This is a genomic window from Agromyces intestinalis (assembly GCF_008365295.1).
Classification (GTDB): Bacteria; Actinomycetota; Actinomycetes; order Actinomycetales; family Microbacteriaceae; genus Agromyces; species Agromyces intestinalis.
Map to the genome: position 1 here is coordinate 1,857,207 of NZ_CP043505.1, position 13,039 is coordinate 1,870,245.

The window sequence follows — 13,039 nt, forward strand, 5'->3', positions numbered from 1 at the left end:
TCCTACCCGTCGTGGCGGTCGAGCCCGAGCAGCTCGAGCAGGTCGGCCACCGAGTCGATGATCTCGTCGGCTCCTGCCGCCTCGAGCGCGTCGCGATCATGCGCGCCCGTCAGCACGCCGACCACGAGACCGGCGCCGGCGTTCACGCCCGATCCGATGTCGCTCGCCGTGTCGCCCACGACGACTATCGCGTCGACCGAGCTCGCGCCCGTGCGCAGCACCGCGGTGAGCGGCAGGTCGGGGTGGGGGCGGCCGCGGCCGGCCTCGGCGGGCGTGAGGGTGGCGTCGGCGAGGTCGTGCCAGCCGAGCGCGTCGATGATCGCGTCGCGCGTCGCGGGCGCGAACCCCGTGGTGAGCACCACCGCGACGCCGGCGCCGCGCAGCTCGCGGATCGTCTCGACGGCACCCGGGATCGCCTCGACGCCGACCTCGGCCACGAGCTCGGCGTACGCCGCCTCGAATTCGGCGTTGGCGCGCTGCGCGGCCTCCTCGTCGCCGGTCAGCGCGCGGAACACCTCGATCTTCGACTGCCCCATCGTGTCGCGCACGTACCGCAGCGCGGTATCGCGCGCCTCGCCCTCGGGCGCGATGCCGGCCCGCTCGGCGGCGAGCACGAACGCCCGCTCGACGAGTCCGTCGTCGCGCACGGTGGTGCCGGCCAGGTCGAGGACGACGAGTTCGACGTCGACGGCGTTCTCGTCGCCGAGCAGGTCGAGTTCGTCGACCGCGGTGATGTCTTCGTGGATGGTCATGCGAGGATCCTTGCCTCCTGGTCGGTGGTGGTGGTGGTCGTCGGTTCGGTCTGCGCCCCATCGGCGAATCGCGCGACGACGGCCTCGGCCAGACCGAATCCGGTGGTCATGCCGATGCCCGTGGTGGCAGCGGCGAGATGCACGCCCGGCGCGACCTCGACGTCGAGGTAGTCGTCGGGGCCGCTGGCGTAGACGCCCTGCCAGCGTTCGACGACGCGCATGGCGCCGGCGCCGAGCCCGAAGAGCTCGGCCGTCTCGGCGAGCATCAGCTCGGCGGTCCGTTCGACTTGGAACGGCGAGACCGTCTCGCCGCGCGCGTGCGTGTCGCCGACGATGAGGGTGCCGTCGGGCAGCTGGGTGTACATCTGGTTCAGGTCGAGAGCGGCGAGGTCGGGGCGCTCGGCCCGCAGGCGGTCGCGCACGGCGACGGCGGCGGATGTCTCGACGAAGCCGCCGTATCGCACGAGCGACCAGCCGGTGAGCAGCGGCGCGGGCAGCGGCATCCGAAGCGGCGCCTCGACGCGCAGCATGTCGAGCGCGCACCGCACGATCCCCACCCGCCCGGCCACCTCGGGGAAGAGCAGGTCGATGTCGTGGTTCACCGCGACGACGACCTGGTCGGCCCGCACCTCACCGCGCGCGGTGCGCACCAGCCCCGGCTCGACCGCGCCGACCGCGGTGCGGAACCGCAGGTCGACGCCGCGCCCCGCGAGATGCGCGGTGATCGCCCCGAGCGCCTGGCGCGGGTTCGCCTGCAGGTCGAGCGGCAGCAGCGCGCCGCCGACCGCGAGCCCCGGCGCGACAGGGGCGCGCTGCTCGAGCTCGCGAGCGGTGAGCAGCACGACCTCGTCGGGCGCGCCGTCGCGGGCTCGCGACGCGGCGAACTCCTCGAGCAGGGCCAGCTCGTCGGCGGCGCGGGCGACGACGAGCGTGCCCTGTTCGCGCATCCAGACCCCCGCATCGCGGGCGAGATCGAGCCAGACCTCGCGCGCGACCTGCGCGTACGACCGCGCGAGGCCGGTCTGCGGAGTCGCGCACAGGTGGCCGAAGTTGCGGATCGACGCACCGGATGCCTCGCTGCCGCGTTCGAGCACGACCACGCGCAGCCCGCGGCGCACCGCGGCGAGCGCGACGCCAAGGCCGACGACACCCGCGCCGACGACTGCCACGTCGACGCGGGCGGCCCCGTTCGTCGATGCCCTGCTCGTCGATACCGCGCTCATCGGAACACCCGCCGCATCCAGACCGCGACGCCCTCGACGATGAGCACGGTCACGAGGATCATCAGCACGATCGTTGTGACGAGCGCGTAGTTCGAGCCCTGGCCCGCATTCAGCAGGTAGTAGCCGATGCCGCCACCGCCCACGATGCCCAGGATGGTCGCGGCACGGATGTTCGTGTCGAGCAGGTAGAACGAGTGCCCGATGAGGGCCGGCACGCCCTGCGGCCACGTCGCCGAGCCGTAGACCTGCAGGCGGGTCGCCCCGGTCGCGGTCAGCGCGCGCTCGGGGCCGCGGCGCACCTCTTCGAACGAGTCGGCGAGCAGCTTGCCGAGCAGGCCGACGCCCCCGAACGCGAGGGCGATCGTGCCCGCCTGGGGTCCGAGCCCGGTGATCACGATGAGCACGATCGCGAGGATCACCTCGGGCACGCCGCGAATGCCGACGAGCAGCAACCGGGCGCCGCTGCGGATGCCCCCGTTGGGTGCGACGTTGCGCGCGGCGAACGAGCCGATCACGATCGACGCGACGACGGTGAGCAGGGCCGCGGCGAGCGCGATGCCGACGGTCTCGAGCATGGCCCCGGCGAGCCGGGTCCAGTCGTACGACCCGAACGAGGGCGGCCAGAACTGCGCGGCGATCGCCGGGATCTTCGCCCAAACGGTGAGGACATCGCCCCACTGGATGTCGCACACGGCGACGGCCGCGATGATGACGGCGATCGCACCCCAACCCCATGCGACGCTGCGCACGCGGGCTGCATCCCACGGCCGACGCAGCGCCGCCTCGAGTCCACCGACGGTCGTCGGTGCGCCGTGCGTGGGTCTCGAGACGTCTCGCTGCTGCGCGTCGGCGCCCCTCGACCGCCGGGGACGGCGAGAGGCCGCCTGGCCGCCCAGCATCGCCGTGCGCACCGCGCTCGACACGATCTCCATCACGACGCACAGGGCGAACATGACGATCGCGATGCCGAGCCCCAGCGAGTAGTCGAGCGACTTGAACGCGAACGACATCTCGAGGCCCAGCCCGGCGACGCCGACGTAGCCCAGCACGACCGAGCCGCGCAGGTTGATGTCATTGCGGTGCAGCACCGTCGCGACCCAGCTGGGCAGCACCTGCGGCAGGATGCCGCTCGTGAACTCCTGCAGCTTCGAGCCGCCCGCGGCGCGGATGGCTCGACGCGGCCCTTCGTCGATCTGCTCGATGGCGTCGGCGAAGAGTTTGGAGATCATGCCGATCGAGTGGATCCCGATCGCGAGAATGCCCGGCAGCGATCCGAGCGAGAACATGAGCACGAACACCATCGCGAGCACGACGTCCGGGATCGCTCGGGTGAACACGGTGACGAAGCGGGCGGCGGCGCGCCAGCCCGGGCCGGGGCTGGTGTTGCCGGCGGCGAGGTAGGCGACGGGCACCGAGATGACCGCGGCGAGCACGGTGCCCGAGATGACGATGCCGAGCGTGAGGGCCGTGAGCGAGATCAGCTCGGCGGGCTCGGGGAACGTGATGGCGCCGACACGGGCGAAGAACCGCTCGGCGTTCGACCAGCTCTCGACCATGCTCGGGATCGAGATGTCGAGGTCATCGAGCGCGACGACGGCGATGCCGATGATCACGACCAGGGTGAGCCCGGCGGCGACGCGCTCGGGCGAGATGCGGCGGCGCGGGGCTCGCGCGAGCAGGTCGGTCGCGATGGCCGTCGCGGTCATCGCGCGGCCTCTTCGGCGACGGCGCGGTCGGCGACCTCGGCGGTCGGCTCGGCGTCACTGCCCGACACCGCGGATGCCGCGACATCCGCCGTCTCGAGCTCGGCCTCGATCGCCTGCAACTCCGCGGTCGCGGTCGCGACCCGGCCGTAGATCTCCATCACCTGGGTCTTCGTGAGCCCCTCGGTGGGGGTGTCGAGCACGACCTCGCCGTGGCGCAGGCCGATGATGCGGTCGCCCCACGAGAGCGCGAGGTCGACCTGGTGCAGGCTGCAGACGACGGTGAGCCCGGCGTCCATCGCGATCTCGCGGATGAGCGACATGACCTGCTCGCTCGACTCGGGGTCGAGCGAGGCGACGGGTTCGTCGGCGAGCAGGATCTCGGGCTCCTGCATGAGCGCGCGGGCGATCGCCACCCGCTGCTGCTGACCGCCCGACAGGGTGTCGGCGCGCTGGTACGCGCGGTCGAGCAGGCCGACCCGGTCGAGGTGGCCGAGCGCGGCGAGCTTGCGCGAACGCGGGTAGCTCCAGAGCCCGAGGCGCGGGCCGCGCAGGGTGGAGAGGGTGCCGGTGAGCACGTTCTCGAGCACGGTGAGGCTCGGTACCAGTTCGAACTGCTGGAACACGAAGCCCACCCGGCCGCGCAGGGCGCGGAGGCGCCGCCCCCTGAGGGACGGCACCTCCTCGCCGAGCACGCGCACCGATCCGGTGGTCGGCAGTTCGAGGCCGTCGAGGTGCCGCAGCAGCGTCGACTTTCCCGAGCCCGAGAGGCCGAGCAGCACGACGATCTCGCCGCGCGCGACGGTCAGGCTCGCGCCCTGGAGGGCGACGGTGCGACCGAATCGCTTGTCGAGGGCGTCGACCTCGATGACGACGGGGGCGTCCATGGTTCCTCCGGGTGGGCGGTGCGGATGGTGCGGGGTGAGGTGCTGATGAATCGGATCTCAGGCCGTGGCCGTCAGCCCTGGCACTGCTTCGCGTTCGTCTTCTCGCAGATGTCGCGGATGGTGTCGTAGTACGCGTCGTCGACCGGCTTGGTCTCGAAGAACACCGACCGGAACCCGTCACTGTCGGCGCTCGTCACGCCCGACTCGATGATCTGGTCGATCGTGACCTCGCCGAGGATGTCGGTGAGCTGCGCCCGCAGGTCGTCGGGCAGCGTGTCGGAGACGACGATCGGGGCACCCGGCACCATCGTCTCGGCGATGACCTTCACCTGGTCGCTCTTGGCGACCTCGCTGTCCTCGGCGAAGCCGACCTCGCACTCGACGCCCTCGCCGACCTTCGCGACGCTCACGTCGTGCTTGCCCGCGAACACCGGAGTGACGTCGGTCTCGGGGTCGATGCCCTCGTTCAGCAGGTTGTAGGACGGGAACAGGTAGCCCGAGGTCGACGACGGGTCGACGAAGCAGACCTTCTTGCCGGCGAAGTCGGCGAGCGACGAGACCGAGCTCGCCTTGGGCGCGATGGCCTGCGAGTAGTACCCGGGCTCCTGGCCCTCGGTGGTGACGATCGACGAGATCGGGGTGATCTTCGCGCCGGCGTTCGTCGCGGTGACGTAGGTGAAGCCCGAGAAGGACGCGACGTCGATCTTGCCGGCGACGGCGGCCTCGATGAGCGCCGCGTAGTCGGTCGATTCGTGGTACTCGACGGTCTTGCCGGTCTCCTGGGCGATGTAGTCCATGAGGGGCTGGTAGTTGGTCTCGGTGTCGACCGAGTCGGGCACCACGCCGAAGACGAGCGTGTCGCTGTCGACGGCGAATCCGGCGTTCGAGTCGGCGGCGGCGTCCTGGCCGGCGTCGGCCGACCCGGAGCAGGCCGAGAGGCCGAGCGCAAGCGCGCCCGCGCCGAGCAAAGCGAGCAGCGTGAGGGAGGAGCGGGTGGTCATGGTTGCCTTCCGTGCGGGTGTGTGGTGGGCAGGACACCGGAAGCCTGCCACCTCGTCGACGAGGTGTATGCCCAACTTCGGGCACCTTCATCACCTGTTCATGGAATTGCGGCCAAGGTGAACGCTGGGTTGCCGATTGCCGCGAAGCATCCCGGCTTAGTAATATGCCTATGTGGCCTCGAGTGTGTACAAGCTGATCGCCGACGACCTCCGCCAGCGCATCGCGAACGGCCAGCTCGCGCCAGGCGACGACGTGCCGACCGAGGGTGAACTCGCCGCGCGGTGGAGCACCTCGCGCGGGCCGATCCGCAACGCCCTCGCAGAACTGCGCAACGAGGGACTCATCGAGACCACCCGCGGCCGCCCGGCCCGGGTCGTCGAGCGCAAGGCGCACCAGGCGGTCGACGTCTCGATTCCGTTCACGAAGTGGGCTCGCGACCTCGGCGCGAACCCGGGCGCACTCACCCAAGAGCTCTCGCTCCGACGGGCGGGCGACGAGCACGCCGCTCTGCTCGGCATCGCGCCCGGCGACCTCGTCGTGCACGTTCTGCGGCTGCGCCTGCTCGACAGCCGGCCGACGATGCTCGAACGGCTCACCTTCACCGAGGACGTGGGGCGCACCCTGTTCGAGCACGACCTCGACGCGGTCTCGATCACCGACGTGCTCGCCGAACGCGGGTTCGGCTACGCCGACGTCGACCACGAGGTCGACGCGGTCGCCGCCGACGAGGTCGACGCGAGCCTGCTCGAGGTCGACCCCGGCTCGCCGATCCTGCGCCTGCGCCGCATCACGCGCGACGCCGACGGGCGTGTGTTCGAGGCATCCGACGACCGCTACCGCAGCGACCTCGTGCGCTTCACCGTCGCGGCCTCGGGCCGAGCCGTCGCGGGCGGCCACTTCATCCGACCGATCGGCGGCTGAGGCTGCGGTTACGTCGCCATCAGCACGACGCCGGCGACGACGGCGACGGATGCCGCGACCCGCCACGTCGCGCGGCCCTCGCGGAGCACGAGCACACCGAAGACGCTCACCAGCACGACGCTGATCTCCCGCAGCGGCGCCACGAGCGACACCGGAGCCATCGTCATCGCCGCCAGAACGAGGATGTACGCGAGCGGCGAGAGCGCACCGAACGCGAGCACGCGCGGCCAGTGCGCCCGCCAGACCGCGACCAACTCACGCCGCCGGCGGCCGAGCAGTGCCGAGAACAGCACGATCTCGCCGAGCGTGGTGCCGACCATGTAGGCGACGGGCGCCGCACCCCAGGTGCGCACCGCCTGTGCGTCCCAGAGCGTGTACGCCGCGATACCCACCCCGGTGGCGAGGCCCCAGGCGAGCCCCGGGTCGACGCGGTCGCGAAGACGCCGGCGGGGGCCCGTGACATCCGTTCCCATGCCGGCCTCGGCTCCCCGCCCGCCCGGCGCGGTCGGCCCGCTCCCCCGGTCGACCAGGCCGATGGCGACCACGCCCGCGATGATGACCGCGATACCCGCGAGCTCTGCGACCGTCGGCCGCTCGCCGAACCACAGCACCGCGACCAGCACCGTGATCGCCGGGCCGGTTCCGCGCGCCGTCGCATACACCGTCGACAGCCGGCCGGTCGCATACCCCCGTTGCAGCACGAGCATGTACGCGCAGTGCAGCCCGGCCGATGCGATGACCCCGATCGCGAACTCGGTCGGTGACGCGGCGCCGAGCCCGCCCGTGAACGGCACGACCGGCAGCCACAGCACGGTGGACGCGATCGCGCCCCACCACAGGAACGGCAGGCCGATGCGGCTCACGCCGTGCGCGACGATGTTCCACGCCGCGTGGCAGACGGCGGCGGCGAGGACGATGGCGAGTGCGGTGATCGACACGGGGACCCTTCGATCCGACGCGCGGCGCGACGGATGGGTCCTCCGGGCTTTTGTCCTGTCAGATGACGACTGTCGATCACGACTGCCGTGGCGCCGCTCGGACCAGGCTGGCCGCACCTCCGCGCGACCCCGGAACCCTAGGCGCTATCGAGATCGAACGTAGCACGGCCGGCGGCACGGTTTCAGCACGGTGCATTGCTGTGCGTCACGGTGCATTGCTGTGAGTATTGCTCGATTTCCCCTGTTCGGCCGTCGACGCGCGTAGCGTCAGGGGTATGTGGACAGTACTTGTGATCTTGCTGGTGGCATGGGTGGTGCTGTCGATCGTCGGATTCGTCTTCGAGGGTCTGCTGTGGCTCGCCATCATCGGCATCGTGTTGTTCGTCGGCACGCTCGTGTTCGGCTTCATCCGGCAGAGCGCGCGACGCGCGAAGGCCTGATCAGACCGGGTCGTCGCCGACGCGGATCCGCAGCGCCTCGGGGCGCACGGTGATGCGAGCGCGCACGATCGGCCCGAAGCTGTCACCGTCGAGTTCGACCCCGTGCGGCGTCTCGAACCGCACCTCGAACCGGCGGCCCTGCGCATAGACCAACGCCTCGAGGTCGGGTGCGAAGCCCAGCATGCGCCGACCGAACCTCGACCGGCGAGCGATGCCCTGCGCGGTGAGGCGGGTGCCGATCCGTGCCCACCCGAACCGGCCCTTCGGCCGCAGCATGACCACGTCGAGCAGCCCGTCGTCGGGCGTCGCGTCGGGGATGAGCAGCAGGTTGCCGGTGAGCGTTCCGCAGTTGCCGACGATGACCGTGTGCGCCCGGGCCGACCTGACGTGCCCGTCGTCGATGCGGAACTGCAGGTGGAACAACCGGTTCGCGATGATCGACCGGGCGATGGGCTGCACGTAGGCGAGCCATCCGAGCCGCTGCTTGGCGACGGCGCTCGTGTGCTCGGCCATCTCGGCATCGAGCCCGATGCCCGCCATCACGACGAAGAGCGCGCGGCTGCGCACTCCGCCCTCGTCCTCGAGTTCGGCGACCGCGATGTCGATCGACCGTGTCGCACCGTCGAACGCCGCCCCGACGGCCCGATCGAGGTCGTTCAACGGCAGACCGAGGTTGCGCGCGAGCAGGTTGCCGGTGCCGGCCGGCACCAGCGCCAGCGGCGTCGCCACGTCGGCGAGCGCCTCCGCGGCGGCACGGACGGTGCCGTCGCCGCCGGCCACGATGACGACCGCGGGGTCGGTGGCGAGCGCCGCCTCGGTCGCCGCCCGCCCCGAGTCCTCGGCGCTCGTCTCGAACCATTGCGACGGGCCCCAGCCGTGTCGGTGCTCGTGCGTCTCGACCGCGGTGCGCAGCCGCTCGAGCGGCGTCTTCACCGGGTGGAAGACGACCGCCGCGTGCGCCTGAGCGGCGTCGGTCGAGGACATGGCAGCAGCCTAGGCGCGACGGCGTCATCCGACCCCGGCGCGCCGCACCCGCACCACGGGAACACCTTCGAGGATGGGGCGGACACTTTGGGGAAAAACGTCCTCCGAAGCCTGCACCGTGTTCGACAACCGCCTCGGGAGCTGCCCGGGGGATGCAGCGTCGGTAGGTCGTGGCACGCTGGGCTCAGGTCAAGCAGAGGGGCACGCGATGTGCGGAAGATTCGTCGTCTCGCAGAAGGTCACCGACCTCACCGACGTGTTCGACGCCGAAGACGACTTCCCCGATTGGCAGCCGAGCTTCAGCATCGCGCCCACCGAGGTGGTGCCGATCGTGCGCGAGCGAGCCGACCGCGAGACGGGCGAGTTCACCCGACGCGTCGAGCCGGCGGTCTGGAACTTCCGGCCCTCGTTCATGAAGGAGTCCAAGCGCCCGCAGTTCAACAGCCGCATCGAGACGGTCGCGACCAACGGGCTGTGGAAGGGCGCGTTCGCGCAGGGCCGATGCATCGTGCCGATGCGCGGCTACTACGAGTGGACGGGTGAGCCCGGCAGCAAGCGCGCGCACTACCTGCACGGGCCGGCCGAACTGCTCGCGGCCGCGGGCATCTCCACGGCGCGCAAACTCGACGACGGCAGCTGGCAGGTCTCGACCTCGATCATCACGAGAGAGGCGAAGGATGCCTCGGGCGAGATCCACGACCGCATGCCGGTGTACCTGCCGCTCGACGAGGTCGACCACTACCTCGACCCGGTGAAGCTCGATGCCGGCGCCATGCAGGCGATGGTGGGCTGGCTCCTCGACGTGTCCGACCGGGTCGCGGCCACCATCACCGAGTACGAGGTCGATCCGCGGGTGAACAACAGCCGCCGCGTCGACCCGGGCGACCCGACGCTGATCGAGCCGATCGACGCGGCCGACTCCAGCTCCTGAAGTTCAGCGGCGGCTCACCCGTCGACCCCGGGAACGATTCGGATGTCTCGCTCGGCGCCGCCGTCGAGCACGTCGAGGGCGTGCTGGTACTCGGGGCTCGTATAGGCCCCGATCGCCGCGGCCGCGCTCGGGAACTCGATCACGGTGGTGCGCAGCTCGACTCCCTGCTCGAACGCGGCGACGGGTTCGCCGCGGGCGAGGAACCGCCCTCCGTGCGCGAGCATGATCGGCCCCGCCAGTGCCGCATAGCGCGCCAGCTTCTCAGGGTCCGAGATGGCCCGGAACGTGTTGATCCAGTACGCGTTCGCCATGCTTCATCGTGACGCCGCGGGGAATCGAGGTACCCGCCGCCGGCTGTGATTGGCGGTGCATCGCGCTCGGTTGGCAGGCGGGCGCCGCCCGTGACCGGTGTAGCGTGCTGCGGGTAGGGAATGGGGGCGGCATGACCGACTGGACGACCGACGAACTCGACCGCATCGGCGACGCCGAAGAGCTGCAGGTCTCCTCGCGCCGAAGAGACGACTCGCTGCGCCCGTTCATCACGATCTGGGTGGTGCGGGTCGGCGACGACCTGTACCTGCGCTCAGCGTACGGGCCCGACAACGGCTGGTTCAGACGGGCGCTCGCGAGCGGCTCGGGTGCGGTGCGTGCCGGGGGCATCGAGCGGGACGTCGCGTTCGTGCACCTCGATTCGGATGACCCGGTGCATGCCGCGATCGATTCCGCGTATCACGCGAAGTACGACTCGCACGGCCCGCGCATCGTGGGCACCGTCGTCGGCGACGCAGTGCGCGGCACCACACTGCGCATCGACGCGGCCTGACGGCCACCCGCGCTCGGTTACTCGAGCCCGCGGTCGAGCTCGGCGACGAGCTTCTTCGGCGCGACCTGCCGCCACGACAGCTCGACCACCTCGTCGAGCCGATCGGCATCGATCGCGTCGAGCTTCACCAGCACCGTCGCATAGCCGTCGAAGTGCGGCGTCGTGAAGAAGACATCGGGTTCGGTTTTCGCCAGCGCGAACTTCACCGACTCATCGGGCACCCGTGCGCCGAGAATCACTCCGTCGGGCGCGGCATCGCCGAGGGCCTCGAAGTCGGCCTTGCGCAATGGGCGTTCCCAGACGACGAGCTTGCCCCGCACCCGCCACGCGATCGCACCCGACGGCGGATGCAGCTCGCCCTCCTCGACGCCGGGCAGCGCCATCGCCGACCTGCGGACCTCGCTGAGCGTCGCCATGCGGCCGAGGGTAGTGGATGCTCCGCATCGCGGCATCCGATCGCTTCGCCCCCGCCGTCAAGGGGGTGCCGTCGTGGGAAGGCCCGCCGTAGCGTGGCAGCACCAGCGGAAACCGATCGAGGAGGTCTCGCATGTCCGAGGGCACTCGCGACCAGCGTTCACGAAGGCGCTCGCGCAGCAGCTCGCACCGAAGGGCATTCGTGTGAACGCGGTGGCGCCGGGCCCGATCTGGACGGTGCTGCAGGTCACCGACGGTCAGCCGCCCGAGAAGCTCGAGCGGTTCGGCGAGGACACGCCGCTCGGCCGTATGGGCCCGCCGGTCGAGTAGCGCCCGACGAAGGAGGGCGCGTATCGAGACCCCGTGACCTGCGCTCGGTCAGTCGTCGAGCGCGGCTCGGGCGGCCTCGGCTCGGCGGCGGGCGCTCGCGGCCTCGCGCTCGAGGGGGCGGATGCCGCGCTCGGCCTCGTGCAGGTCGCGCTCGGCGCGGTCGAGTTCGGCCTCGAGCTGTTCGAGGCGCGCGGTCAGGTCGTCGCGGGCGCGGCGGGCGCGTTCGGTTTCGGCACGCGCGGCTTCGAGGCGATCGGATGCCTCGTCGGCCTGCCGCTCGGCGACCTCGGCCTCGGCTTCGGCCCGCCGGCGTTCGGCCACGAGGTGCTCGGCGCGATCGGATGCGGCATCCGATTCGGGAACCGGCCGAGCGAGCGATGCCGCCTCCCCCGCCATCAGCGCACCGTCGAGGTCGACGTCGGTGCCGATCGCCTCGAGCGCGCGGATGAGCCGGCCCGAGCGCACCGCGGCCTCGGCCGAGGCATCCGTCATGCCCGCCTGCAGGGTCTCGGCGACCTCGCCGAGCACGCCCTCGCGCACCGGATGCCCGAGTTCGTCGGCGAGCGCGCCCGCCTCGCGGGCGACCGCCTGCACGAGTGCGCGGCGCTCGCGAGCGAGCCGGGTCAGCTCGCGCGCGTCGAGGTCGGCCTGCGCCGCGCGAAGCTCGGCACCGAGCGCGAGCAGCTCGTCGACGCGATCGGGGCGATGCCGCACGATCTGGTTGACCAGCCAGGCCGCGGCCGACGGCTTGCGCAACTCGCCGATGCGGCGAGCCAACTCCCGATCGTCGGTGCGCACCTGCTTGGCGCGCGCGTTGCGCGCCGCGGTGAACTCGTCGGGCGGCAGCCCCGCGAGCTCGTCGGCCTCGGCGAGCAGTGCGTCGTCGGGAGCGCTCATCCCTCGACGGCGGTCGCGTCGTGCGGGGCGCCGACCGGCTTCGATTCCGAACTGCCACGCTGGCGCAGCACGATCGAGAACGCGACCATGCTGCCGACCGCGAGGAACTCCGACTGCCAGTTCTGCAGCGTGCGGTTCCAGAAGTCGGCGTTCACCAGATACTCGGCGACGGTGAACGGCGGCTGCCCGTGCAGGGCCTGATCGGCGTTGTAGACGGTCGTGCCGGCGAGCAGTTGCACCAGCCAGGAGAGCACGAAGATCGCACCCATCGTGAGCAGCAGCGAGTTGCTGTACAGCCACGTGCGGAAACCGCCGACCTTCGCCCACTTCGGCGAGTCGGGGCGGGCGTGCGCCCCGACGAGCTGCTCCGCGTCGCTGCCGACGCCCTCTTCTCCGGGCTTCTTCGACTCGGGCGATCCGCGCTGCACGAGCCAGATCGTGGCGAGGATGAACAGGAAGAACTGCAGGTACTCCGACTGCCAGTTCTCGGCGACGTCGACCACGAAGTCCGACGACGTCACGAAGTCGAGCCAGCCGATCGTCGACGCCCCGTGCGCGACCTGCTCGTCGTTGAACACCGAGAGCCCCGCGAACGACTGTCCGATGAGCGCCAGCACGAAGATGGCGCCGAAGAAGATGCTGAGCGTGTGCTGCTTGAGTCGCATGCCGATCATCTCCCGATCGCCACGATCACGAACATGTACGCGAGCCCGACCAGGATGCCCGCCAACCACACGGTGAACACGACCTTCATGTTCCGTACCGTGGCCCGCCCGAAGGCGCCGCGTCAAGGG

15 protein-coding genes and 1 pseudogene are annotated in these 13,039 nt (G+C 71.1%); 5 read left to right on the plus strand and 11 right to left on the minus strand.

Going from position 1 to position 13,039, the window contains the following annotated elements; genetic code table 11:
• Positions 1-2 precede the first annotated feature (2 nt).
• The 5 genes from FLP10_RS08485 to FLP10_RS08505 all read right to left on the minus strand — a co-directional run bounded on the left by FLP10_RS08485 (position 3) and on the right by FLP10_RS08505 (position 5,566).
• Positions 3-752, minus strand: coding sequence for a phosphonatase-like hydrolase (locus FLP10_RS08485; RefSeq protein ID WP_149160473.1), 750 nt, complete (start codon positions 750-752; stop codon positions 3-5).
• A complete protein-coding gene (locus FLP10_RS08490) occupies positions 749-1,975 on the minus strand; it encodes a TIGR03364 family FAD-dependent oxidoreductase (protein ID WP_149160474.1) in 1,227 nt (408 codons plus the stop codon). The genes FLP10_RS08485 and FLP10_RS08490 overlap by 4 nt, the downstream gene beginning before the upstream one ends.
• The gene (locus tag FLP10_RS08495; protein ID WP_149160475.1) at positions 1,972-3,681 is read right to left on the minus strand and encodes a PhnE/PtxC family ABC transporter permease; all 1,710 of its coding nucleotides are present in this window, start codon (positions 3,679-3,681) and stop codon (positions 1,972-1,974) included. The genes FLP10_RS08490 and FLP10_RS08495 overlap by 4 nt, the downstream gene beginning before the upstream one ends.
• Positions 3,678-4,565, minus strand: coding sequence for a phosphonate ABC transporter ATP-binding protein (gene phnC / locus FLP10_RS08500; protein WP_149160476.1), 888 nt, complete (start codon positions 4,563-4,565; stop codon positions 3,678-3,680). The genes FLP10_RS08495 and phnC overlap by 4 nt, the downstream gene beginning before the upstream one ends.
• Positions 4,566-4,636: 71 nt before the next feature.
• Positions 4,637-5,566 carry a phosphate/phosphite/phosphonate ABC transporter substrate-binding protein gene (locus FLP10_RS08505; protein WP_149160477.1) on the minus strand — a complete coding sequence of 310 codons (930 nt, stop codon included), beginning with the start codon at positions 5,564-5,566 and terminating at the stop codon, positions 4,637-4,639.
• 172 nt (positions 5,567-5,738) lie between these two features.
• On the opposite strand from FLP10_RS08505, the gene FLP10_RS08510 reads away from it, so the two are divergent.
• The gene (locus tag FLP10_RS08510) at positions 5,739-6,488 is read left to right on the plus strand and encodes a GntR family transcriptional regulator (protein ID WP_246150309.1); all 750 of its coding nucleotides are present in this window, start codon (positions 5,739-5,741) and stop codon (positions 6,486-6,488) included.
• Positions 6,489-6,496: 8 nt separating this feature from the next.
• On the opposite strand, the gene FLP10_RS08515 is transcribed toward FLP10_RS08510, so the two are convergent.
• On the minus strand, positions 6,497-7,426 hold the full coding sequence (locus tag FLP10_RS08515) for an SMR family transporter (protein WP_149160478.1): 930 nt from the start codon (positions 7,424-7,426) through the stop codon (positions 6,497-6,499).
• A 275-nt stretch (positions 7,427-7,701) separates the two neighbouring features.
• Here FLP10_RS08515 and FLP10_RS17395 point away from each other — a divergent pair, with 275 nt between their 5' ends.
• Positions 7,702-7,866, plus strand: coding sequence for a hypothetical protein (locus FLP10_RS17395; protein WP_168209140.1), 165 nt, complete (start codon positions 7,702-7,704; stop codon positions 7,864-7,866).
• Here the strand turns inward: FLP10_RS17395 and FLP10_RS08520 are convergent, their stop codons facing one another.
• On the minus strand, positions 7,867-8,850 hold the full coding sequence (locus FLP10_RS08520; protein WP_149160479.1) for a diacylglycerol/lipid kinase family protein: 984 nt from the start codon (positions 8,848-8,850) through the stop codon (positions 7,867-7,869).
• Positions 8,851-9,058: 208 nt separating this feature from the next.
• Between FLP10_RS08520 and FLP10_RS08525 the strand changes: the two genes are divergently transcribed.
• A complete protein-coding gene (locus FLP10_RS08525) occupies positions 9,059-9,781 on the plus strand; it encodes an SOS response-associated peptidase (protein ID WP_168209141.1) in 723 nt (240 codons plus the stop codon).
• A gap of 14 nt (positions 9,782-9,795) precedes the next feature.
• Here FLP10_RS08525 and FLP10_RS08530 read toward each other — a convergent pair whose 3' ends face one another.
• Positions 9,796-10,092 (minus strand): DUF1330 domain-containing protein, encoded by a 297-nt coding sequence (locus FLP10_RS08530; RefSeq protein WP_149160481.1) that lies wholly within the window; start codon positions 10,090-10,092, stop codon positions 9,796-9,798.
• 131 nt (positions 10,093-10,223) lie between these two features.
• Here FLP10_RS08530 and FLP10_RS08535 point away from each other — a divergent pair, with 131 nt between their 5' ends.
• Positions 10,224-10,604: a DUF2255 family protein gene (locus FLP10_RS08535; protein ID WP_149160482.1), complete on the plus strand. Its 381-nt coding sequence runs from the start codon at positions 10,224-10,226 to the stop codon at positions 10,602-10,604.
• A 17-nt stretch (positions 10,605-10,621) separates the two neighbouring features.
• On the opposite strand, the gene FLP10_RS08540 is transcribed toward FLP10_RS08535, so the two are convergent.
• On the minus strand, positions 10,622-11,020 hold the full coding sequence (locus FLP10_RS08540) for an MmcQ/YjbR family DNA-binding protein (protein ID WP_149160483.1): 399 nt from the start codon (positions 11,018-11,020) through the stop codon (positions 10,622-10,624).
• 154 nt (positions 11,021-11,174) lie between these two features.
• Here FLP10_RS08540 and FLP10_RS17885 point away from each other — a divergent pair.
• A pseudogene (locus FLP10_RS17885) lies at positions 11,175-11,345 on the plus strand (SDR family oxidoreductase); the annotation flags it as partial.
• Positions 11,346-11,396: 51 nt separating this feature from the next.
• Here FLP10_RS17885 and FLP10_RS08550 read toward each other — a convergent pair.
• Positions 11,397-12,245: a coiled-coil domain-containing protein gene (locus FLP10_RS08550; RefSeq protein WP_149160484.1), complete on the minus strand. Its 849-nt coding sequence runs from the start codon at positions 12,243-12,245 to the stop codon at positions 11,397-11,399.
• On the minus strand, positions 12,242-12,910 hold the full coding sequence (locus FLP10_RS08555; RefSeq protein ID WP_149160485.1) for a DUF6766 family protein: 669 nt from the start codon (positions 12,908-12,910) through the stop codon (positions 12,242-12,244). The genes FLP10_RS08550 and FLP10_RS08555 overlap by 4 nt, the downstream gene beginning before the upstream one ends.
• Positions 12,911-13,039 lie beyond the last annotated feature (129 nt).